Origin of the sequence: Saprospira sp. CCB-QB6, from assembly GCF_028464065.1 — a bacterium.
Classification (GTDB): Bacteria; Bacteroidota; Bacteroidia; order Chitinophagales; family Saprospiraceae; genus Saprospira.
The window spans coordinates 1,615,001-1,635,688 of record NZ_CP116808.1 but is presented as its reverse complement, the minus strand read 5'-3'; the positions used below and the strand labels follow the sequence as shown (position 1 = coordinate 1,635,688).

Genomic DNA, 20,688 nt, shown 5'->3' with positions numbered 1-20,688 from the left:
TCGGCTCCTCGGTCTGGCCTGCGGCCACCCCTCCGCAGCGCTGGGCCATTGGCCCTTCGGGCCCAAATTTAGCCCCTAAAACAACCCTAACAAACTCTTTGGGCAGAGATAGCGGGCAAAAGTTTGAAAAAGTTGTATTTTTAAGGACAGAAAAGTCCCCAAAATTAACCGAATTTTTAATCCAAGAGTATGAGTGCCCTAGGCGGAAACTATAAATTCAAACACCTCAAAGTGTTTGGCTCGGTAGAAAACCTCTACCAAAATGTAAAGAAATATAGACGGGTATATGATGAGTCGGAAGCTCGTTATATCTATGCAGAAATGGCCCTCTATAATAAGTTGTTCGACGAAAAAGATTGGAATATTAGCCTGCGCCTAATATGTACGAATGAAGCCACCGAAGAACAACTTTGCGAACTCAAAAAAGACTTTAAGGTCAGTAAAGACACCAATGTCTTTTATGTGCGCGAAGGCTGGGGTACTCCTCAGCCCGGTTGGTGGAAAAAAGGTAAATATCGCTGGGATGCCTATATCGGCGACGATTTTATTGGGACTAGCCACTTTTATGTGGTGGACGGAGGCCTTGTTACCCCCACCGAAAACCCCTACCTCAAAATTAAACAGGTACGCCTCTTCGAAAGCGATGGGGAAGGCCTTGAGCTAGAAAAACGCCAGTACCTTCAGGTCTTTTCTCAAGCCAAAACCCGCTATATCAATATCGAAATGGCCGTGGATCTCCTCAAAGAGGAAGAACTGCTCCCCCTAGAGTTTCAATTTAATTTCTATAATGACGCAGGCCAACATAAGGCCTATATGGAGTACTTCTCCGAAATTACCGATAAGCGACAGCAACTGAGCTTCGATACTGGCTATGGCCTCGATAAAGGCGGCTATTGGTTCGAAGATCGTTATACCCTAGAAATTATTTTCATGGACCAACTCATCGGGGTGGTCCCCTTTGAAGTAGGCCAAGAAGAAGAAACCCTACAAGGCAAAATGCCTTTCCAAATTGGTGGCCGCAAAAGCAGCACTACTGGCCAAAGTACCGAGGAAGGTGAAGAAGAAGTGAAAAAAATGAGTTATGAAGAGGCTGTAGCCGAACTCAATGCTCTGATTGGTCTAGAATCCGTCAAACAACAGATTGATGAACTGGCCACTTACCTCAAGTTTATCCAAATCCGCAAGGAAAAAGGCTTTAAGGAAAATGCCGCTATTAACTTGCATACGGTCTTTATGGGCAATCCCGGCACAGGTAAAACAACGGTGGCTAAAATGCTCGGGCAAATTTATGCCAGCCTCGGCCTATTGTCTAAAGGCCAAGTGCATGAGGTGGGCCGAGTAGATCTGGTCGGAGAATATATCGGTCAAACCGCTCCCAAGGTCAAAAAAGCAATTGATAAAGCCCGTGGCGGTATCCTTTTCGTCGATGAGGCCTACGCCTTATCTGATCGTGGCGATGACGGAAAAGATTTTGGAAAGGAAGTCATTGAGGTCCTCATTAAGGAGATGTCTGATGGCCCCGGCGATATTGCGATCATTTTTGCGGGCTACCCCAAAGAGATGAATCTCTTTATCCATAAGAACCCAGGCATGAGCTCACGCATTCAATCAACTATCCAATTTCCCGATTATCGCCCCGATGAGCTAATGCAAATTGCAGATTATGCCGCCGAAAAACGCGATATCAAACTGGATGAGGAAACGCTCAAGTTTCTTAACCGCAAGGTGGTTGAAGCTTATCGCGGACGCAATGACAATTTTGGCAATGCCCGCTTTATCAATGGCGTGATCGAAGAATGTAAACAAAATATGGCCCTCCGCCTGATGCGCCTAGGCGTTGAGGAAATGGAAAAAATGGAGGCCGAACAATTGTCTACCATTATCCTAGAAGATGTCGAAAAAGCCTTTGGCGTAAGCAATAAGGCCAAGGTGCATATTCCTATTGATGAGCCTCTTTTGCAAGAGGCCCTCAATGAGTTGCATAGCTTGGTCGGTCTAGAAGATGTCAAAAGAGATGTGGATGAGGTGGCCAAATTGGTCCGCTACTATACCGAAATTGGCCGCGATGTGAAGAAGGCCTTTTCGCTACATACCGTCTTTGTCGGTAATCCTGGTACAGGAAAAACTACCGTGGCCCGCATTCTGGTCAAGATTTATAAGGCCTTAGGCGTTTTGGAACGTGGCCATTTGGTTGAAACAGACCGTAAGGATTTAGTGGCTGGTTATACTGGCCAAACGGCCCTCAAAACCGATGAAGCAATCGAGAAAGCCATGGGCGGCGGTCTCTTTATTGATGAGGCTTATGCCCTCACTCAAGGTGGCCAAGGCGATTTTGGCAAGGAAGCCGTAGATACTCTGCTCAAACGCATGGAGGACAAAAGAGGGGAGTTTATGGTCATTGTCGCAGGTTACCCTAAGGAAATGCGGCAGTTTCTAGAAAGCAACCCTGGCCTGCTCTCTCGCTTTGATCGCACCCTCAAGTTTAAGGATTATACCGCTGAGGAACTCTTCCAGATTGCCTCGGATATGTGTGAGCAAAAAGACCTTTATCTCAATGAAGAGGCCAGCAAGTTGCTCCAAAATTATATTCAAGACCTTCTGGACCACAAACACAAGTATTTTGGCAATGCCCGTAGTATCCGCAAGGTGGTGGATGAGGTGGTGCGTCGCCAAAATCTACGTCTGGCTAGTATCTCGCATGCCGAGCGCAGCCACGAAATGGTTAAAACAATCACTGCTGCCGACCTACAAGATTTCCGACTGATCGAACAAGACGAACAACGTCCAGGTTCTATCGGCTTTAATCACCGTGACTAATCGAAACCACTTTCTATTAGCGAAAACGCCTAGTCTTCTAGAGGAAGGCTAGGCGTTTTTTTTTTGTTGATTATGTCTTGTCCTGATATACTGATACAACAAAATCAGAAGATAGATGGAAAATAAAGAAGGTCAGTATGTTAAGCGGACACAAAAAGATTATACCTTAGCTTTTAAGCTCCAAGTTGTGTCGGAAGTAGAAAATGGAGAGATTGGATTAAAGGCAGCTCAACGAAAGTATGGGATACAAGGAGACAATACAATTCGGACATGGATTGAGAAACATGGCCAATATGATAAGAGCTATAAAATAAGAAGTATGAAAAAGAGTCCAGAACAAGAATTGATGGAATTGCGTCAGCAAATGAAGCTATTAGAGAAGCAAAATCGTCGTTTGGAAAAGGAGCTAAATCAGGCAGATAAGAAGGCCTTATTTTTTGATATGATGATAGATATAGCGGAAGAGGAGTTTCAAATTCCCATTAGAAAAAAGTCTTTACCCGAACAGTTGATAAATTCCAAAAAGAAGAAAAAATAAGCTTAAGTAGCTTATGTCGACTGGTCGGGCTAAATCGTCAGAAGTATTATAGGCCAAAGGCAAAACATAGCTCTAATCAGGGATTGGCAGAAAAAGTAGTCGCTTTAGTTCAAGAAGTACGAAACAAAATGCCTCGTTTAGGAGGTCGTAAACTGTATCATTTACTTCAAACAGAGTTGAAGGCTCTGCGAGTAGGACGAGATAAGTTTTTTACTATTTTGCGAGCCAATAACTTACTCGTTCAGCCCCGAAAGAACTATCATACAACGACGAATTCCTTTCACCACTATAGAAAGCATAAGAACAAAATAGCTGATTTGAAAATTTATCGGCCAGAGCAAGTTTGGGTTTCAGATATTACTTACATTGGAACGAGAGAAAATCCAATGTATTTAGCCTTGGTTACAGATGCTTATTCTAAGCAAATAATGGGTTATGATGTCTCGAATAGCCTAAGCAGTATTGGCTCTATTCGAGCCTTGCAGCAGGCTGCAAAGCGCCGTCAATATCCCAATGAAGAGCTGATTCATCATTCTGATCGGGGCATTCAATATTGCTCAAATGATTATCAGCAAGTACTTAAAGAACTAGGCATAAATTGTTCGATGACGGAATCTTACGACCCTTATGCAAATGCCGTAGCAGAGCGAATAAATGGAATATTAAAGCAAGAATTTATTGCAGATTTTTTCCATTTGGGCCTAGAAGCCATGAAGAAAATAGTCGCTCAAAGTATTGATATTTATAATCAAGCTCGGCCACATTGGTCTTGCCAATTTATGCCGCCTGCTGAAATGCACCAACAACAAGAGCTCGAATATAAGAGCTACAAAAAGAAAACAACTCTAGCCCAAGATCATCTCAAGCCAGAGTTGTTAAATTGACAACAAGTTATTTCCGTAAGATTTTTTGACCTTTTTGAAGGAGGTCAAAATCTTCCAGAATAACTTTTAACCGTATTTAATCAGAATTTTATTGCTTTAAATTCTGTATCAGTTTTTCAGGACGGGACATTATTGGGAGAGGCCAAAAGGTTGAAGTTTAACCCTCATTTCATAAATCATTGCGAAGCAATACCTATTTGCTGTGGGTTTAAACCCACAGTATCGGCCTAGGGGCCTGAAAGGGTGGCCGCAGGCCAGACCCAGCGGGCGAAGCCCGCGCAGGGCCGAGCAGACCTGCGAGCCCTGAAAGGGCCCGGCCGCCGGAGGCGGCAGGCCCCTAATATTTAAAAGCGTTCCCAAGTTTGTCTATTCCCATTTCCGCTTCCAGCCACTTTAATATTGAGGTAAAGATAGTCTGTGGGACCACTTTTATCGAGCGTCATTGTACCATCATAGAACTCATTATTGCTGCCTTTATCTTCATAGCTAAAATTGGGGCCATCGGTAGGGCGGATGCGTCGCCATTTTCGTTGGCCAAGCAAGAAGTAAGGGCTGCTGCCATTTGTGGCTCGGATAAAGGCCTCGATACCTTGGACTTCCACCTCCATAGCGTCTAAACTAGGTTTATTGCTATCGATTCGGCGCCAGTTTCCTTCTAAATCGGCTGGAGCGTATAGGGGGTCTGCCGAGGAAGATTGGCAGGCGCTTAAGAGCAGAAAGAGTAAGAGTGGGCAAAGAAATTTACTGATAAAGTTTTTCGATAGCATCTTCATAATTAGCTAAAATGACTCTTCTTTTGAGTTTCATGGTGGGAGTAAGTTCGCCTGTTTCCACACTCCAAACAGTAGGGACCAAATAGAACTTTTTGATTTGTTCTACCTTAGCAAAGCGGGGGTTATAGCGATTGACTGTAGCTTGGAAGTAGGCCAGTACTTTGGGGTTGGCCAGTACATTTTCGGGTTTATCCCAGGGAATATTTTCATTTTTACACCAATTTTTGAGGCTATCAAAATTGGGTTGGATAAGGGCAGAGACAAACTTGCGTTTTTCGCCCACCACCATGACTTGTTCCACCAACAGGTCTTCTTTGAGGGTGCTTTCGATGGGAGTGGGGGCCACGTATTTCCCACCAGATGTTTTGAGCAATTCCTTTTTGCGGTCAGTAATCTTGAGGAATTTGATTCCTTTTTTATTCTCTACGATTTTTCCGATATCGCCAGTTAGGAACCAGCCTTCTTCATTGAAGACCTCGGCAGTTTTGTCTTCTTTGCGGTAATAGCCCATCATGACCGAATTTCCTTTAACGAGGATTTCCCCTTCATTGGGGCCATAGCTATCATCTAGGTCAATTTTGACTTGTACACTAGGAAGGATAGGGCCAACACTGCCAATCATGGCTTGGTAGGGCTCAAAAATATTGATAGAAATGGCGGGAGAGGTTTCGGTCAGGCCGTAGCCCTCCCTAATTGGGATCCCCACAGCGGAGAACAATTGCGTCATGCGAGGGGGGCAGGCGGCAGCACCGGTGACAATTCCTTTCAAGCGGCCACCTAGGCGTTCTCTAACCTTAGAGTAGACTAGTTTATCGGCAATCTTCCATTTGATAGCATCTAGGCCAGAGGCTTGCCAGTCAAAATCATATTTTTCGGTTAGTCCGAGGGCCCATTTAAAGATCTTTTCTTTGAGGCCGCCTTCGGCCTGTACCTTCAGCATCATTTTCTCGTAGACTTTTTCTAGGAGTCTGGGTACTGTAGTAAAGAAATGCGGGCGGATATCTTGTAAGGTTTCGGATAGGGTATCTAAGTCTTTAGCATAGAAAATTTGGGCGCCTTTTGCCATATAGCTATAGGTCACGGTACGTTCAAAAACGTGGCAAAGGGGCAAAAAGCTGAGGGCGATATCTTGAGGTTGGAGGGGAATAAATGGAAGTACATCGCGAACATTCGTAGCAATGTTATTATGGCTGAGCATAACGCCTTTGGGTTTGCCTGTTGTGCCCGAGGTATAGATAATTGTGGCGAGGTCTTCGGCTTTAATTTTTGATTTATGAGATTCTATGATCTTCATATCTGGGTTTTCGCCCCAAATATGTTCCCAGAAATTGACCTCTTGATCATTGGCGTCTACTTGGCCTTCGGCATCGGCTTGGTCAAAGGTGAAAATAGCTTGTAGAGAGGGAATATCGCTTTGGGCGGTACGGACCTTATCGAGTAGGTCACCATGGCCTACGATTGCATATTTGATTGTGGCGTCATTAAAGATATAGACATAATCATCGGGGCTAATAGTTGGATAGACAGGAACATTGATCACACCTATTTGTTGCATGCCTAGGTCCATGATATTCCACTCAGGGCGGTTATTATAAGAAATCAGGGCAATTTTATCGCCGGGTTTCATGCCCATTTGTAGAAGTCCCCAGCTCACTTTATTGATGAGTTCTAGTACTTTTTCTGTGCTATAATAGTACTTTTTACCACTAATGTGTTGGCCACCGAGGGCTTTGGGGAGGGGATAATGGGCAGCTTGATAATAAGGGATATCAAAAAGACGACGAATTTCCATAAGGTTGATTATTTTTGGCCTATAGCGTTAAGACGCTTATTTGAATGTAACAATTTGGGCCTATTGGCCTTCTTGTTTGGGGGAGTAGCAAAAGGGCTACTGTTCTAAATTTAGAAAATATCTTAGATATAAATATCCTTAGTTGCGAAATTATCTTAAAAAACCACTATATCTAAGGCTCTATATAAAAATATAATTTGGTCCACTAGCATTTTATTCTTATGCCTATTTTAGCTCTTTTGTTGATTCCGTCTGGAATAGCGACGATAATCTTTGCCTATTTACTTATCTATGATTTAATTTCGGATGAATTGAAATGGTTGGGCGCCATTCCCTTAGGTATATTTGTAGGCACCTATTTAATTCGGAAAGGGATCTATGAGTGGTGGGCGGTTAAACACCCTCCAGGTTTGGCTCAGATAGAGCGGGATATTCTAGAACAGTTTTTTCCTTATTATCAAAGTTTAGGGAGTGACCACAAGCGCTTTTTTGAGCAGCGTTTGAGCATCTTTAGAATGCAAAAGCAGTTTCAGATGCGAGGAGCAGAGAAACTGCCAGGTGATATTCAGTTGCTAGTTTCGGCTAGAGCAATTCAGATAACCATGGGGAAGGCTTTTCAAAAGGAGTTCTTTCCGAAGTTGGGAATGATTATTCTTTATCCAAGGACCTTTATTACGCCTAAGATCAATGATAAAATTCACGCGGTAGAATTTGAGGAAGAAGAGCCCTACGCTAGCCTTGTTCTTTCCGTTAATATGTTTATTAGAGCACTTAAAGCTCCACATCAATTTTATGATGTTTGCTTGTATGGCTTTGCGAAGGCTTTTAAGTCAGAATATCATATTCATGATGAAGATCTTCCCATTCCGGATCGCATGGAATTTTTGGCTCGCCTGCATGTTTTGCGTCAGTTTAAAATAGGCTATAGCTTAGAATATACAGGCCTGCCTGATTTTGAGCTCTTTGAGTTAGCTTCTGAACACTTTTTTGTCTTTCCAGAGGCCTTTAAAGGAGAATTCCCTGAGGTTTATGAGTTTTTGGTCAAGACTTACGGCCAGGATCCACTTAGCTTCAGTTCCCCAGATTTGCAGGATGGAGATGGAAATCCAGCTTTAGCTGAAGAGGAAGAAGATTTGAGTTAAATTTTAGATAGAACGTTATGTGGTTAAATCCCTCTGATATTCAACTTATCCAAGAAATTGCCCAAGAGGCTGGGCAAGCAATTATGAGCGTCTATGAGCAGCCTACAATCAACTGGCAGCTAGAGCAAAAAGCTGATGATAGTCCATTGACGCTGGCCGACCAACGCTCAAATGCTATTATTTGTCAGGCTTTGGCCTGCCATTGGCCCGAAATTCCAATTATCTCAGAAGAGGAAGAAAAAGCACCCTATGAAGAGCGTAAAAAATACCGTTATTGCTGGTTAATTGATCCACTAGATGGTACTCGAGAGTTTGTGAATCGGAATGCTGAGTTTGCAATCAATATTGCTTTAATTGAACAGGATAAACCCGTCTTTGGCTTATTATACGCTCCAGTAAGCCAGACTTTATATTGGGCCCAAAAAGGAGAGGGGGCTTTTGTGGTAGAAGAAAAGGAGAACAGACCTATTTGGGCCAATACTTTCTCTTTTGAACAAGAAGGTTTACGGGTATTAGGCTCCCGCTCTCATTTAAGAGCCGCTACCCAAGCTTATATTGATTCGCTAAAAAAAGCTCAATTTGTGGCCAAAGGCAGTGCCCTCAAGTTTATGGCCTTGGCCCAAGGCCAAGCCGATATTTACCCCCGCTTAGGCCCAACTATGGAATGGGATACCGCAGCCCCTCAAATTATTCTAGAAGAAGCTGGAGGCCAAATACTAGATTGGAACAGCCGAAAACCACTGCGATATAATAAAGCCGATTTACATAATCCGCATTTTATGGCTCAAGGCAAACTAATCTAAATGCACACAAAAAAAGCCCTAGTTCTATATAGAACTAGGGCTAAATATTTAGCGTCTATTAAGTAATCTCTTACTCGATTTCAATCACCTCATCACCAATTTTGATGTCACCCGTTTTGAGCTCAATCTGTGCATCAGACTTAAGAGTAGTCTTTAGTACAGGCTTGAAAACTACCACAGACTCAATGCTGTGCTTCATATTACCACGAGCAGCCAAACCCGCATCAGGCATAAGGCGGTTCTCGCTAAGCACATAGTAACCAGGAGTTTTTACATTGAAGTTGATGACTTCTTCCAACAACTTACCGCGAACAGTAACCTGCTTTTCCATTTTAGGCGCATTCACATAGAAAATACCATCTTCTGTGCGACCTTCTAGCTCATAACGGCCAGCTTTTACCAACTGCTCCAATACAGAAACAGGCATATTAGAAATTACTTCGATTTCTACACGCATTCCTTTCTGATCCCAAGGCTCAGAACCAATAGTAGCATTCTTGGTCTCAAAAATTACTTCCGAGCTTTCCTCGGGCATTAGCGTTTTTACTAGCGTTTTTTCACTGTTCTCTTGAGCTTGTACAAAAAAAGCAAAAGACATAAATAGAGCAATAAAGGCAGAGATTCTCATGATTCTGTGTTTTGTATACAAAATTAAAATAAGGACGGAAGCAATTGGCTATTTGTAGTCGAGCTCATCTTCTACCAAAATCCAGATGCCACCATATTGGCTTTTAAATTCTTCAGCAGTCATATTGGGTTGCGTAGTAGCTCGGCGGCTAGCCCCAACGGGCTCTTCATCAGAAAGACCATGTACACGACCCTTGGCCTTTTCTTCTTTCTTGTTGAAGCGCTCTTTCATGTTCGCCTTGGCCGATGTTTTCTCATTCACACCAATCCAAACAAATTCTACTTCTACTTTATCCTCAATATCCTCTTTGATCTGACGCATCTTTTTGAGAGCCGCCTGATTGCCACGAGCATTAACCACTAAAGCAGGATCTAGCTTTTTCTTAATGGTCTTTCCTTCTTTTTCAAAGTAGCCCGGGGTCTGTACCGACACAAAAATTTGCTCCTCCAACAACAAGTTACCCACTGTAATCATCTTATCCAAATTTGGCATCGTGATATAGTAAGTATCCCCATCCAATAATCCTTGCATCTCATAACGACCCGCTTTGAGCAACTCTTTCATGATCGATTCTGGATAATTAGAATGAACCAAAAGACGAATACGCAAAGTACCCTGATCCCAAGGCTCCAATTGCAGTTCTTCAAAATTAAATTTGAAACTGATATTCTCGGCTCCCTCCGGATCCAAAGTCTTAATCAGATTTTTCTCACTGCCTCCTTGCGCCTGCGCAAATGATAAACTAAAAGCAAAAAAGAGAAATAGAAACGCTAACTTCTGCATGTACTTAGAGATAAAAGTTGGTGATGAATAATTGAAGGGCTTGTTTTGTATTGGTTCCCATGATTGGGCAAACTACTTGCCAAGCTGTCTTTTAGACCATTCCTTTTTTATTCTTTTACGCAATTCTCCCCCAAAAGATTGTTTTTCTACAAGAATATTTGCTCCAGAGGAACATTTTTTTCCCGCTCTTCCCCCGCTTCCCAAAGGTCTACAATGGCCTTTTCTACCCCCTCTGTTACCTTGATATTCTTGTTTTTGCCCAACTTGCTGACCAAAATCGCATTCATTTTTGGCAAAACGATATCCCACTTGATAAAGGGCCGAACGATGGCCGGAATTTTCTTGAGCTGCTGCTGTATGGCCTCATCTTCCAATAACTGCTGGGCCGTCATCCGTACCAAGTTTTCTCCCGCCTGATTGCGCAAGCAAACAAAAGGCAAGCCCTGATCTACCTCCACCCACATATATAAGTTGGGGTCCTCAAACTGCTTTTTCCGATAAATTAAGGCCTCGTTTAACTCTTCCTGGGCCTTCCCAAAGACCATGTTCAAGACTTTGGGGTTCTTTAAAGGGTTGCTAAATAATCCCATCTGTTGTTGTTTTATGCTGTTGTTTTGGGGCCTGCCGCCTTCGGCGGCCGGGCCCTTTCAGGGCTCGCAGGCCTGCTCGGCCCTGCGCCGCCTATGGCGGCTGGGTCTGGCCCTTCGGGCCACCCTTCCACATCGCTAGGCCTGCGGGCGCTTCGCGCCCTGTCCACCGCAAAATTATTGTACCGCTATCCATTTGGCCAAAGCCTGAGCTACTTTCTGCCCATCCATTGCCGCCGAAATGATGCCGCCCGCATAACCCGCCCCCTCTCCACAGGGAAATAGGGCCTGCAATTCAGGATGCATACAATTATCCGACTCCCTAGGTATCCGAATCGGCGAACTGGTCCGACTCTCTACCCCAATTAACTGGGCCTCTTCGGTATAATATCCCCGCATCTTTTTCCCCATCTGCTGCAAACCCTGCTGCAAACGGCGACTAATCCCCGCAGGAAGCAACTGGTCCAAACGAGCCGAATAAATCCCCGGTATATAAGAGGTCTTGGGCAAACTACTAGAAGGTTTCCCCTTTACAAAGTCTGTTAAACGCTGTGCCGGCGCCGCCTGGCTCCCATCTCCCGCCTGAAAAAGGGCCTGCTCTACTTCTTGCTGGAAGCTCATGGCCGCAAATGGCCCCAAATGCGCATACTCTTTTAAATCTTCCATATCTACCGCCACCACCATGCCCGAATTGGCAAAGGGAGAATCCCGTCTAGACATCGACATACCATTGACAACTAATTCGCCCGGAGCCGTAGAAGCCGGCACAATCAATCCCCCCGGACACATACAAAAGGAAAATACTCCCCGATTTTCTACCTGACAAACTAGGCTGTAACTTGAGGCGGGCAGCTCTTTGGGCCGCTCTTTTATTCCATATTGCAATTCGTCAATAAGGGCCTGTGGGTGCTCTATCCGAACCCCAAGGGCAAAGGGCTTGGCCTCAATCGCTACCTTTTTTTGGTCCAATAAACGGAAGATATCTCTAGCCGAATGGCCAGTAGCTAATATGACGCCTTGACCCCACCATTCTTGGCCATCAGCCGTGCGCAAGCCTTTTAGGGTTCTCTGGCCCTGCTTCTCTTCAATCAGAAAGTCCGTTACCCAAGCCCCAAAGTGAATTTCTCCGCCCTTGCTTTCTATGGTCTCTCGCATGGCGGCCACTACTTTGGGCAGCTTGTTGGAGCCAATATGCGGATGCGCATCAACCAAAATGTCGCTTGGAGCACCATGCTCAACAAATAGGCGCAGCGATTTTTCTATGCTGCCTCTTTTCTTGGCCCGAGTGTAGAGCTTTCCATCAGAATAAGTACCCGCCCCACCTTCGCCAAAGCAATAGTTAGAATGTGGATTAACCTCTCCAAATTGCTGGATGGCGCGGAGATCGCGGCGGCGGGCCTGCACATCTTTTCCCCGTTCTAGAATGATGGGTTTTAAGCCCAACTCAATCAGTTCTAAGGCCGCAAAATAACCCGCAGGCCCCGCCCCAACAATCAGTACTTTTGGGCGATCTTGGACCTGTGGCAAGGCCGCAATAATAGAAGGCGTTTCGGGAACGACTTCTCCAGCTTTATAGGCCACAATACGCAGGCGGAACAGCGGTTGCCGCCCCCTAGCGTCTAAACTTTTGCGGCGAACATGCCAATGGGCCAACTGTTGATCCTTGGGCCAGCGCAATTTTTTGCGCAATTTCTTCTCGATCAGGGCATCTTGCTCCAGCTCCTGCGGCAAAATGCTAATTTCTACTTCTTGAGGCATAGCTAGCTAATGACTACGATTTAGGTAGTAAATGATAAAATAGAATCTAATCTACCACAAAGGCCAAGGGAAAGCCTTGGCCTAGCGATGTGGAGGGGTGGCCCGAAGGGCCAGACCCAGCCGCCATAGGCGGCGCAGGGCCGAGCAGGCCTGCGAGCCCCGCAACGTAGCGCCGCAAGGCGAAGCCGCAGCGGAGGCCCCAAAACAGCGGGCCCCGAAACGACAACCAACCCTTTAGGGTGCAGTTCGACGACTAAAGGGAGTAACCGCCGCAACATTATATTCAGCGGAGGCCCAAAAAAATAATCTAATAAGCGGTCATCTCAGGATCAATCTCCTTAGCATAGGCGATGATGCCGCCATCTAGGCTGTAGAGATTCTCAAAACCGTGTTGTTGTTGTAGGAAAAGGGCGGCCATATAGGAACGGCGGCCCGTTTTGCAGTGTAAAACTACGGGCTTGTCGCGGGCAATTTCTTGAGCGCGGACATCAATTTCGCCTAAGGGAATATGCGTCCCATTGATATGGCAAATATCGAGTTCATCGGCTTCTCGAACGTCGATCAGTTGGAAATCAAATTGGTCGTCTTGCATCCGTTTGAGTTCTTGTACATTGACGGCTTTTACCTGCTCCATAGTTGTTTGTTTTGCTGTTTAGATAATGACATTTTGGTAATCGGGCATTTCTCCCAAAGCATCTTTGAAAAGCTTCCAGATTTGCTCATTGGGAATGGGGGCCCAAATATCAATAGGTTCTTTTTTGACGGGGTGAATGAAGGAAAGCCCAGCCGCATGTAGATGAATGCGACCATCCTTGTTCTTATTTTTGGCCCCATACTTAACATCGCCACGGATCGGGCAGCCCATGCGGGCGAGTTGTGCGCGAATTTGGTGCGGGCGGCCCGTGTGGGGAATCACCTCTAGCAAATGGTGCTCTCCAATTCCACCAAGCAAACGATATTCGAGCTTGGCAAATTTGTAGTGCTTGTTACGGGCGCTATTAGAAACGGCAACGATATTTCGATCTTTGTCCTTGGCAATATAGTTTAATAAGGTGCCAGAAAGCTCTTCAGGGCGTTTCTCGACGATGGCCAAATAGCGTTTTTGTACCGCTCTTTCTTTAAAGAGGTTGTTCATTCTTTCTAGGCCCTTAGAGGTGCGGGCAAAAAGCACGGTGCCACTAACGGGCCGGTCAATCCGGTGAATGACCCCCAAAAAAACATCTCCAGGTTTCTGATATCGAAACTTGATGTAGTCTTTGGCGTACTCGGATAAGGGGCGGTCTCCAGTTTGATCTCCTTGGACCAACCAACCAGAGGGTTTATTCAGGGCAATCAGGTGATTGTCCTCATAGATTACGGTATAATTTTCTTCTCGCATGATATTATTTTAGTCCACAAAGATAATCAAGTTGTTGAAGAACTCATATTCGTTATGGCTGAAAGGAAGGGCAGCAGCTTGTTTCTCGGCATTTTATTAGGAAAAGATTAAATGGAGGGGGGAGGCAGTAGCGCTATTTTTTCAGGACCTTTGCGGCAATAAAATAAAAGAGCTTTGAGAAATAAATCTGCTATTCGATTATTACTGGGCGCCAACTTTATCTCTGGTGTGGCCCAGGGCATCAGCATGATTGCGGTGCCGCTTTATTTTGCCGAAACCGAACAGTCGGCCTGGTTTGGTGTGGCCTATACCCTGATAACTTTGGTCACCCTCTTTTGGGCTCCTTATGCAGGGAGTTTGGTCGATAAATATGATCGTAAAAAGCTATTTCTGGTCCTGATGACCGTTATGGCCATTGCCCTGGGGACCCTAGCAGGCCTAGGCTTTAGTCTCGGACTCAATAACTATATTGTAGCAGGGGCCTTTGCACTGACTTTCTGGAACTACAGCCTGCATTATATCTGCTTTTATGCCTTTATGCAGGAGATTACAGAACGGGAGCATTATGGTAAGATTGCTTCTTTGCTGGAGGTGCAAGGGCAGCTGGCTTCGGCCTTAGCGGGTGGAGCTGCTGCCGTCCTCTTAGATCCCGAAATGGCGAATTATTTGGGCTTTGAGGCCTGGGAATTACCCGAGGTCTTTGCCTTAGATGCCAGCACTTATGTTTTGGGCTTTTTGATTATCTTCTTCATGAAGTTCGAGTCGCTTACCCTAAGAGAAGCCGAGAAGGGTAGCCTTTGGAAACGCCTCAAGATTGGTTGGGACTACCTCAAGGGAGAACCCTATATCTTTTTGTTTGGGGTCTTGACTCATGCGGTTTTCATTACGGTCCTTTTGCATGTTTTTGAGCTATCGCCCACTTATGTCAAACAGTGTCTGGTCGATCAGGGCGATAGCGCCGCCAGCATTTTTGCTATCTCGGAGGTGCTTTATTCCGTTGGGGCCGTTTTGGCCGGCTTGGCCATACAGCGCATCTTTAAGGGCACTAGTTTTTTATCGGCGATTATTGTGCTTACCCTAATTACACTTTTAGAATATGGGGCCTTGTTTTCGGTCTATTCGGTTGGGGTCTTTTGGGCTGTGAGTTTGCTCTTGGGCCTAACCAATGCTGGAGTGCGCGTGATTCGCGTCTCTTATTTGTTTGAGGTGGTCCCCAATCAGGTGATTGGGCGGGCCAATAGCATTTTTGGCATTAGCAATACGCTCTTCCGTTTAGGCTTTTTGGCTTTGTTTAGCCTGCCCTTCTTCCACGAAAAGGGGCAAGTCGTTTTTAGCTTCCTCATTTTTATGGGCTTTTTGGGCTTGTCGGTAGCTATTTTGAGAGCATATTATTACCCGATTGTCGGCAAAAGAGAGGCTGCCGAAGACAGAAACTAGTTCTTCAAACACTATATACTGCCGTTCTTAAACAGCTCGTCTTCTATTGGGAGGCGAGCTGTTTTTTCTTTTTTTGGGGCCTCCGCTGCGGCTTCGCTCGTCGGCGCTACGCTTTGGGGCTCGCTGTTCGCTCGGCCCTGCGGCGGCTGCGCCGCCTGGGTCTGGCCTGACGGCCACCCCGCCGCATCGCTAGGCCGTTTGGCCTTCGGCCATGGGCCTGTAGGTTGAAACCTACAGCCAGACAACAGTTGATATTGCTTCGCAATAATATATCTATGAGGGTTAAAACCCTCATGAATTTAACTTTCGGGCCCCTAAAACCGCAAAATTGGCCCTTTTACCTAGCTGGTTATGTTTTTTAGTAAGCCAGTTATGTTCCAGACATAACTTTTACCTTTTTTGATTTTGTTACATTATTTTCATTTTTAACAACTCCCTAACAATTGCTGGGCATTATGGCCCTAAAAAAAATTGGGCTGAAGGTTGAAACCTTCAGCCCAATGGCCTAGCGATGCGGCGAGCTGGCCGCAGGGCCGAGCGACCCGACCAACGGGAGCCGACGCAGCAAAGCAAGTAACAGCGAGCCCCAAAGCGACAACAAGGCCTTTAGGCCGTCTTCGACGACTGAAAGGAGTAACGCCCCAAAAAGAAATTAAAATTCTTGTTCGTTGCCACGGACTTGTTGGAGGGCGCTATTAAAAACTTGGACCAGGTACTCGCTTTCTTCTTGAGTGATGGGGAGTAGGTTAGCGTCGAATAGTTTTTGGCGTTGGCCATTTTTTAATTGGATAGAGATGGGGTAGATATAGCTTGTATAGGTTCTGCCCTTGCGTTTGCTCACGACTTTTTCCTCTTCAAATTCCCAGTATTGAATATCTTGGATAGGGATATGGAGTCTTTTGCCGGTTTTGAAGGGGCGGTGATTAAGGTTAAAGGAATCTGTAGAGAGTTGAAACTGGCTACTATTGACTAGATTAATTAGGGCTCGGCGGAGGATCCAGATGCCAACACCGACAAAGACCATGAGAATAGCGAGAGGGAAGAGTATAATGGGGCGATGGTCTTCTAGGTAAAGTTGGAAGAGGAAATAAGTGATGCTAGCCATGATGCCGGTCCAGGTGAGGCCAAAGACAAAGAAAAAATAGCCGATAGGGCTATACCAGTTTTTGACTAAGAAGAGGCCATCTTGGTTAAATTCGGTTAGGATGCTGTTGGGGTGGGCTTTAAGTAATGCTTGGAGGCCTGTTAAGCTTAGGGGGCTATTGTCTATTTCTGGGCTCTTTTCACTTTCTGTTTCTTCTAGAAAGTTGGGAAATTCTTCTCTTTCTTTGTATTTGGGTAATTCATCTTTAACTGGGGCGTCTTGGATCTCCCAAAAATCTTCGATAAGGTCTTCTAGGGTTAGGGCTTCTTCCACTGTTAAAAAGCAGGGGGTGGGCATGCTAAACGTTTGGCCAAAGAGGTATTGGCGTTGGCCATTTTGGTTGAGGTAGGCGGGGAGGACTTTGCCATCATTGTGTTTAGCGGAGCTGATGATAAAAATCTGATTGACTTGATTTTTCCAGATTCGTTTCTTTTTAAAGAAAGGGAGCGGTCCGCTAGAGATAAGCAGTTCATCCTCGGAGAGGAGTATTTTTGTTTTGTTCAGGATATTGCCGAGGGCTAGATAAAGCAGGCCAATACCGATGAGGATAAAAAAGCTAGGGACAATAATAAAGGGCAGGTCTAGGGCGGATAGGTTGCTGTTGTGTCCATTGGCCATAATGAGGAAAAAGCTGCTAAAGCTGGTCCAGATGAGGCCAAAGATGAGGAGGCCAATGCCTGAAGAGTAGTACCAAGGGGTACTAATGAGGTAGCCATCATTTGTTTTTTGGATATCCATAAGGGTGTAGTTAAGGGGAACAGAAAAAGGATTGTTGACCAAATTAGTCAACAATCCTTTGATATAGTAAGTCTTGAGTAGAAAAACTTCTTATTTATTTCCGAAGGTCCAGCTATGCTTACGACCTTTGTCTTCAGCAGTTTGGCGCTTAACAAAAGTTTTCTCTTTCACGCGAGCAGCTTTTCCGATAGCATCGCGAAGGTAGTAAAGGCGAGCGCGACGAACACGGCCTTTCTGGTGGTTCACGATACTAGCCAAGGTAGGGCAGTTGAAAGGGAAGATACGCTCGATGCCTACACCGTGCGAAATTTTGCGGATAGTGAAGGTTTTGGTAGCTCCTTTACCTTTCACTTGGATAATGGTGCCACGGAAAGTTTGTTCCCGTTCTTTTTCACCTTCAATGATTTTGTAAGTGACAGACACAGTATCTCCAGGCTTGAAATAATCAAACTGGCCCATCTCTCTGGCAGTCTGCTCTTCTACGTATTGAATCAAGTTTTTCATCTCAAAAATATAATTGATAGCGTTTGATATCTATAAAGCGAGGCAAAGATAATAAAATATCTAACTCCCAATAAGAAAGGAGCCTTTTTTATTGCAAAATTGTGCTAGATGAGGGCCAGTTGCTGCCTGCTTTCAGATTTTTAATATCTTTGGTTGGCCCACTAAAAGAATGGAGGGCAAAAATAGCTAATTTTTATGGAATATCTAATCTTTTTTGCTCCGGGTTTAATTTTGGGCTTTTTTTTGGGGAATTTCTGGGGGAAAAGGGGGCAAAAGCCGACTAATCAGCCAGATAGTTCGGGGCAGTTATTGCCTTTGTTGCAAGAAAAGGAGGCGGAGTTGCGGGGGAAGAATGAGGAATTATTAGAATTGCATAAGGCTTTATCGGCGCAGGAGCCATTGATTGATCAGTTGCGGGAGCAGAGTCAGGCGCGGGAGTCGGACTTAGAGCGTTTACAGCAGCAGATGTATTTGCGTTTTGAGCAGATGGCCAATCAGTTATTGCAGGAGAGGGGGCAGCATTTGAATCAGCAGAACCAGCAGCAGTTAGAGCAGTTATTGCAGCCATTGGGGCAGCAGTTGCGGCGTTTTGAGCAAGATTTGGTACAGATGCATCAGCAGAGTCAGACGAAGCAGGCGCAATTAGATGAGCAGCTTCGGCAATTATTTACTTTAAATCAGACGATAGGGCAGGAGGCCAAAGAGTTATCTCAGGCTTTGAAGGGGAACCTCAAGTTGCAGGGCAATTGGGGGGAGCAGATATTGGAGCGTTTATTTGAGGCTTCGGGTTTGAGCAAACAATATATGATAAAGACGCAGGCTCATTTTGTAACGCCTGATGGGCGGAGGCGGCAGCCAGACTTTATTGTTCAATTGCCTCAGAACCGACAATTAATAGTTGATTCCAAGGTTAGTTTGCGGGCCTATTTGCGTTATATGCAGGCAGAGGAGGGGACTGCGGCGGCAGCCAAGGCCAAAAAAGAGCACGTTCAAGCCATAAAGCAGCATATAAAGGGATTGAGTGAGAAGAAATATGAGTTATTGCCTCAGCTCAATAGTTTAGATTATGTGTTGTTGTTTATTCCGATAGAGCCAGCCTTTTTGTTGGCTTTGGAAGAAGAGGAAGAGTTATTTTTTGAGGCCTTACAGCAGAACATCGTATTGGTGAGTCCGAGTAGTTTATTGGTCAGTTTGCGGACCATTGCGCAGCTTTGGCGGCAAGAACAGCAGAATGAGAATGCGCAGCAGATTGCTCGGCAGGGGGGGCGTTTATATGATCGCTTTGTGCTTTGGGTAGAAAAGATAGAGAGTTTGGGTAAGCAGATCAAGACCGTGCAGAACAATTATGATAAGATTCTGTATGATTTGCGGGATCAGCGAAACAGCTTAATCAATGAAAGTGAGAAGTTAAGAAGTTTGGGAAGTCAGAACAGCAGGCAGTTGCCAGAGAGCATGCAGCGGAATGAGGAAGAGTTGTAGGGGAGGAGCGGACTAGGTTCAAATTGGCCTAGCGATGTGGAGGGGTGGCCGTTAGGCCAGACCGAGGCGGCGAAGCCGCCGAAGGGCCGAGCGAATAGCGAGCCCCGCAACGTAGCGCCGCAAGGCGAAGCCGCAGCGGAGGCCCCAGAAAAATAGGGTATTGCCACTTTTTAGTGTTATTTTTCGTTTGTAAGAAAACAAAACCAATACCTTATGAAAACTATTTTACCATTTTTGGGGCTCTTTTTTTTGAGTCTATCGCTTTGGGCGCAGCCTTCTACGGGTTATCATGCAAGTAATTATGCGGGTATACAGTCTATTTCTGTGAATCCGGCGAACATTGTGAACAGTCGGTTTAGGCAAGACATCAATTTGTTTAGTTTTGATGTGAACATTAGCAACAACTATTTGGGCTTGAACACGAGCATGTTCAATTTGAGCAAATTGAAGAATCCGTTATTTGATAGTACCTATAGTGGAAACTTTCAGTTATTTCGGGATCAGCAGTTAAAGGAGAAGTCTAAGGATGAGGCGCGGATGTATCAGGAGGGTTATACCTTGGGGCCCTCAATAGGTTTTGAGATTGGTCGGCATTCTTTTGCGATTACGACGGCATTGCGGCAATACTTCCATATTGATAATTTGAATCAGGACATGGCGCAGATGATTTTGTCGGAATTGGAAAACCCCAGTTTGCAAAACATTAATATCAATAATGGCAAGTTTCAGGCTTTGGCTGGCTTTTGGACGGAAATCGGTTTGGCCTATGGGCAGGAAGTATTAAAGAAGGGAGAGCATCGTTTGAAGGTTGCGGGGCATTTAAAGTTGCCGATAGGAGGATTTAGCTCTTATTTTTATGCGGATACTTTAGTAGTCAACTTTCCGAATGCGGATACCTTAAATGTATTGGCCTCTAATGTGCGTTTTGGATATAGCAACAACTGGCAGGATTTTACGACCGTTAAGGGAAATGATACAGTTCGTCAGTCTGCCTTTTCTGGGGCTGCAGCGCTATTGAATCAGGTGGGCTTCAACGCGGATATTGGGGTAATTTATGAGTGGCATCCAAAAGAGAAGTCGCCGATTCCAGGTATTCGGGATAATCAGCAGTATAAGTTGAAAGTGGGGGTTTCGATTTTAGATTTGGGAGTTGTGAATTTTCAGCGGGGGACTTATGGGGCTAATTTTAGTGATGTGGCGGTAAATTGGCCAATTGATTCTATGAATTTTGATGGGGTTCCTGATTTTGGTCGGATAATGCGTGATTCATTTAATATGGAAGAGACCAAAGATGCTTATCAGCTTCGGTTGCCAACATCTATGAACATTCAGGTGGATTATCATGTGTTTTCTCGTTTGTTTGTTAATATGTCGGGACATTTTGCTTTTGCTTCTGGGGGGGCACCTCTCAAATTGCATGATTTGAGTCAGTGGTCTGTGAGTACTCGTTGGGAGCATAAATGGTATGAGTTGGCTTTACCTTTTGCAATAGATGGCTATAAT

Annotated in this window: 16 protein-coding genes and 1 pseudogene (1 of these 17 running past the window's edge); 7 read left to right on the top strand and 10 right to left on the bottom strand. The window is 45.1% G+C overall.

Annotation, left to right across the window (positions count from 1 at the left end):
- Window positions 1–189: 189 nt before the first annotated feature.
- Both PPO43_RS06305 and PPO43_RS06295 read left to right on the top strand, forming a co-directional pair.
- A complete protein-coding gene (locus tag PPO43_RS06305; RefSeq protein ID WP_272620962.1) occupies window positions 190–2,817 on the top strand; it encodes an AAA family ATPase in 2,628 nt (875 codons plus the stop codon).
- A gap of 115 nt (window positions 2,818–2,932) precedes the next feature.
- A pseudogene (locus PPO43_RS06295) lies at window positions 2,933–4,239 on the top strand (IS3 family transposase).
- 344 nt (window positions 4,240–4,583) lie between these two features.
- On the opposite strand, the gene PPO43_RS06290 reads toward PPO43_RS06295, so the two are convergent.
- The gene (locus tag PPO43_RS06290; protein ID WP_272620961.1) at window positions 4,584–5,012 is read right to left on the bottom strand and encodes a hypothetical protein; all 429 of its coding nucleotides are present in this window, start codon (window positions 5,010–5,012) and stop codon (window positions 4,584–4,586) included.
- Window positions 4,981–6,804 (bottom strand): AMP-dependent synthetase/ligase, encoded by a 1,824-nt coding sequence (locus tag PPO43_RS06285; protein ID WP_272620960.1) that lies wholly within the window; start codon window positions 6,802–6,804, stop codon window positions 4,981–4,983. The genes PPO43_RS06290 and PPO43_RS06285 overlap by 32 nt, the downstream gene beginning before the upstream one ends.
- 221 nt (window positions 6,805–7,025) lie before the next feature.
- Between PPO43_RS06285 and PPO43_RS06280 the strand changes: the two genes are divergently transcribed.
- Together PPO43_RS06280 and cysQ are read left to right on the top strand one after the other, a co-directional pair.
- Window positions 7,026–7,946, top strand: a complete 921-nt coding sequence (locus PPO43_RS06280; RefSeq protein ID WP_272620959.1) for a zinc-dependent peptidase — start codon at window positions 7,026–7,028, stop codon at window positions 7,944–7,946.
- 17 nt (window positions 7,947–7,963) lie between these two features.
- Window positions 7,964–8,749, top strand: a complete 786-nt coding sequence (gene cysQ, locus PPO43_RS06275) for a 3'(2'),5'-bisphosphate nucleotidase CysQ (RefSeq protein WP_272620958.1) — start codon at window positions 7,964–7,966, stop codon at window positions 8,747–8,749.
- Window positions 8,750–8,819: 70 nt separating this feature from the next.
- Here cysQ and PPO43_RS06270 read toward each other — a convergent pair whose 3' ends face one another.
- The 6 genes from PPO43_RS06270 to PPO43_RS06245 all read right to left on the bottom strand — a co-directional run bounded on the left by PPO43_RS06270 (window position 8,820) and on the right by PPO43_RS06245 (window position 13,883).
- Window positions 8,820–9,377, bottom strand: a complete 558-nt coding sequence (locus PPO43_RS06270; protein ID WP_272620957.1) for a hypothetical protein — start codon at window positions 9,375–9,377, stop codon at window positions 8,820–8,822.
- A gap of 48 nt (window positions 9,378–9,425) precedes the next feature.
- Window positions 9,426–10,160: a hypothetical protein gene (locus PPO43_RS06265; RefSeq protein WP_272620956.1), complete on the bottom strand. Its 735-nt coding sequence runs from the start codon at window positions 10,158–10,160 to the stop codon at window positions 9,426–9,428.
- Between the two features lie 146 nt (window positions 10,161–10,306).
- Window positions 10,307–10,750, bottom strand: coding sequence for a hypothetical protein (locus PPO43_RS06260; RefSeq protein ID WP_272620955.1), 444 nt, complete (start codon window positions 10,748–10,750; stop codon window positions 10,307–10,309).
- Between the two features lie 174 nt (window positions 10,751–10,924).
- Window positions 10,925–12,505: an NAD(P)/FAD-dependent oxidoreductase gene (locus PPO43_RS06255; RefSeq protein ID WP_272620954.1), complete on the bottom strand. Its 1,581-nt coding sequence runs from the start codon at window positions 12,503–12,505 to the stop codon at window positions 10,925–10,927.
- A 307-nt stretch (window positions 12,506–12,812) separates the two neighbouring features.
- The gene (locus PPO43_RS06250) at window positions 12,813–13,139 is read right to left on the bottom strand and encodes a rhodanese-like domain-containing protein (RefSeq protein WP_272620953.1); all 327 of its coding nucleotides are present in this window, start codon (window positions 13,137–13,139) and stop codon (window positions 12,813–12,815) included.
- A gap of 18 nt (window positions 13,140–13,157) precedes the next feature.
- Window positions 13,158–13,883 carry an RluA family pseudouridine synthase gene (locus PPO43_RS06245; protein ID WP_272620952.1) on the bottom strand — a complete coding sequence of 242 codons (726 nt, stop codon included), beginning with the start codon at window positions 13,881–13,883 and terminating at the stop codon, window positions 13,158–13,160.
- Window positions 13,884–14,057: 174 nt separating this feature from the next.
- Here PPO43_RS06245 and PPO43_RS06240 point away from each other — a divergent pair, with 174 nt between their 5' ends.
- Window positions 14,058–15,320 (top strand): MFS transporter, encoded by a 1,263-nt coding sequence (locus PPO43_RS06240; RefSeq protein WP_272620950.1) that lies wholly within the window; start codon window positions 14,058–14,060, stop codon window positions 15,318–15,320.
- A 652-nt stretch (window positions 15,321–15,972) separates the two neighbouring features.
- Here PPO43_RS06240 and PPO43_RS06235 read toward each other — a convergent pair.
- Together PPO43_RS06235 and rplS are read right to left on the bottom strand one after the other, a co-directional pair.
- Window positions 15,973–17,202 carry a hypothetical protein gene (locus tag PPO43_RS06235; protein WP_272620949.1) on the bottom strand — a complete coding sequence of 410 codons (1,230 nt, stop codon included), beginning with the start codon at window positions 17,200–17,202 and terminating at the stop codon, window positions 15,973–15,975.
- A gap of 90 nt (window positions 17,203–17,292) precedes the next feature.
- Entirely contained in the window at window positions 17,293–17,706 is a 414-nt protein-coding gene (gene rplS, locus PPO43_RS06230; protein WP_272620948.1) for a 50S ribosomal protein L19, read from the bottom strand.
- 195 nt (window positions 17,707–17,901) lie between these two features.
- Here rplS and PPO43_RS06225 point away from each other — a divergent pair, with 195 nt between their 5' ends.
- Window positions 17,902–19,185, top strand: a complete 1,284-nt coding sequence (locus tag PPO43_RS06225; protein ID WP_272620947.1) for a DNA recombination protein RmuC — start codon at window positions 17,902–17,904, stop codon at window positions 19,183–19,185.
- A 213-nt stretch (window positions 19,186–19,398) separates the two neighbouring features.
- Window positions 19,399–20,688, top strand: the 5' portion of a protein-coding gene (locus PPO43_RS06220) for a DUF5723 family protein (protein ID WP_272620946.1). Its footprint extends 216 nt past the window's final position; 1,290 of the gene's 1,506 nt are visible here — the first part of the coding sequence; its start codon is at window positions 19,399–19,401; the stop codon falls past the right edge of the window.

What these genes read in the sequence shown, in the direction of transcription:
- PPO43_RS06305 (WP_272620962.1), top strand. Translation starts at nt 190, where the DNA reads ATGAGTGCCCTAGGCGGAAACTATAAATTCAAACACCTCAAAGTGTTT.
- PPO43_RS06290 (WP_272620961.1), bottom strand. Translation starts at nt 5,012, where the DNA reads ATGAAGATGCTATCGAAAAACTTTATCAGTAAATTTCTTTGCCCACTC.
- PPO43_RS06285 (WP_272620960.1), bottom strand. Translation starts at nt 6,804, where the DNA reads ATGGAAATTCGTCGTCTTTTTGATATCCCTTATTATCAAGCTGCCCAT.
- PPO43_RS06280 (WP_272620959.1), top strand. Translation starts at nt 7,026, where the DNA reads ATGCCTATTTTAGCTCTTTTGTTGATTCCGTCTGGAATAGCGACGATA.
- cysQ (WP_272620958.1), top strand. Translation starts at nt 7,964, where the DNA reads ATGTGGTTAAATCCCTCTGATATTCAACTTATCCAAGAAATTGCCCAA.
- PPO43_RS06270 (WP_272620957.1), bottom strand. Translation starts at nt 9,377, where the DNA reads ATGAGAATCTCTGCCTTTATTGCTCTATTTATGTCTTTTGCTTTTTTT.
- PPO43_RS06265 (WP_272620956.1), bottom strand. Translation starts at nt 10,160, where the DNA reads ATGCAGAAGTTAGCGTTTCTATTTCTCTTTTTTGCTTTTAGTTTATCA.
- PPO43_RS06260 (WP_272620955.1), bottom strand. Translation starts at nt 10,750, where the DNA reads ATGGGATTATTTAGCAACCCTTTAAAGAACCCCAAAGTCTTGAACATG.
- PPO43_RS06255 (WP_272620954.1), bottom strand. Translation starts at nt 12,505, where the DNA reads ATGCCTCAAGAAGTAGAAATTAGCATTTTGCCGCAGGAGCTGGAGCAA.
- PPO43_RS06250 (WP_272620953.1), bottom strand. Translation starts at nt 13,139, where the DNA reads ATGGAGCAGGTAAAAGCCGTCAATGTACAAGAACTCAAACGGATGCAA.
- PPO43_RS06245 (WP_272620952.1), bottom strand. Translation starts at nt 13,883, where the DNA reads ATGCGAGAAGAAAATTATACCGTAATCTATGAGGACAATCACCTGATT.
- PPO43_RS06235 (WP_272620949.1), bottom strand. Translation starts at nt 17,202, where the DNA reads ATGGATATCCAAAAAACAAATGATGGCTACCTCATTAGTACCCCTTGG.
- rplS (WP_272620948.1), bottom strand. Translation starts at nt 17,706, where the DNA reads ATGAAAAACTTGATTCAATACGTAGAAGAGCAGACTGCCAGAGAGATG.
- PPO43_RS06225 (WP_272620947.1), top strand. Translation starts at nt 17,902, where the DNA reads ATGGAATATCTAATCTTTTTTGCTCCGGGTTTAATTTTGGGCTTTTTT.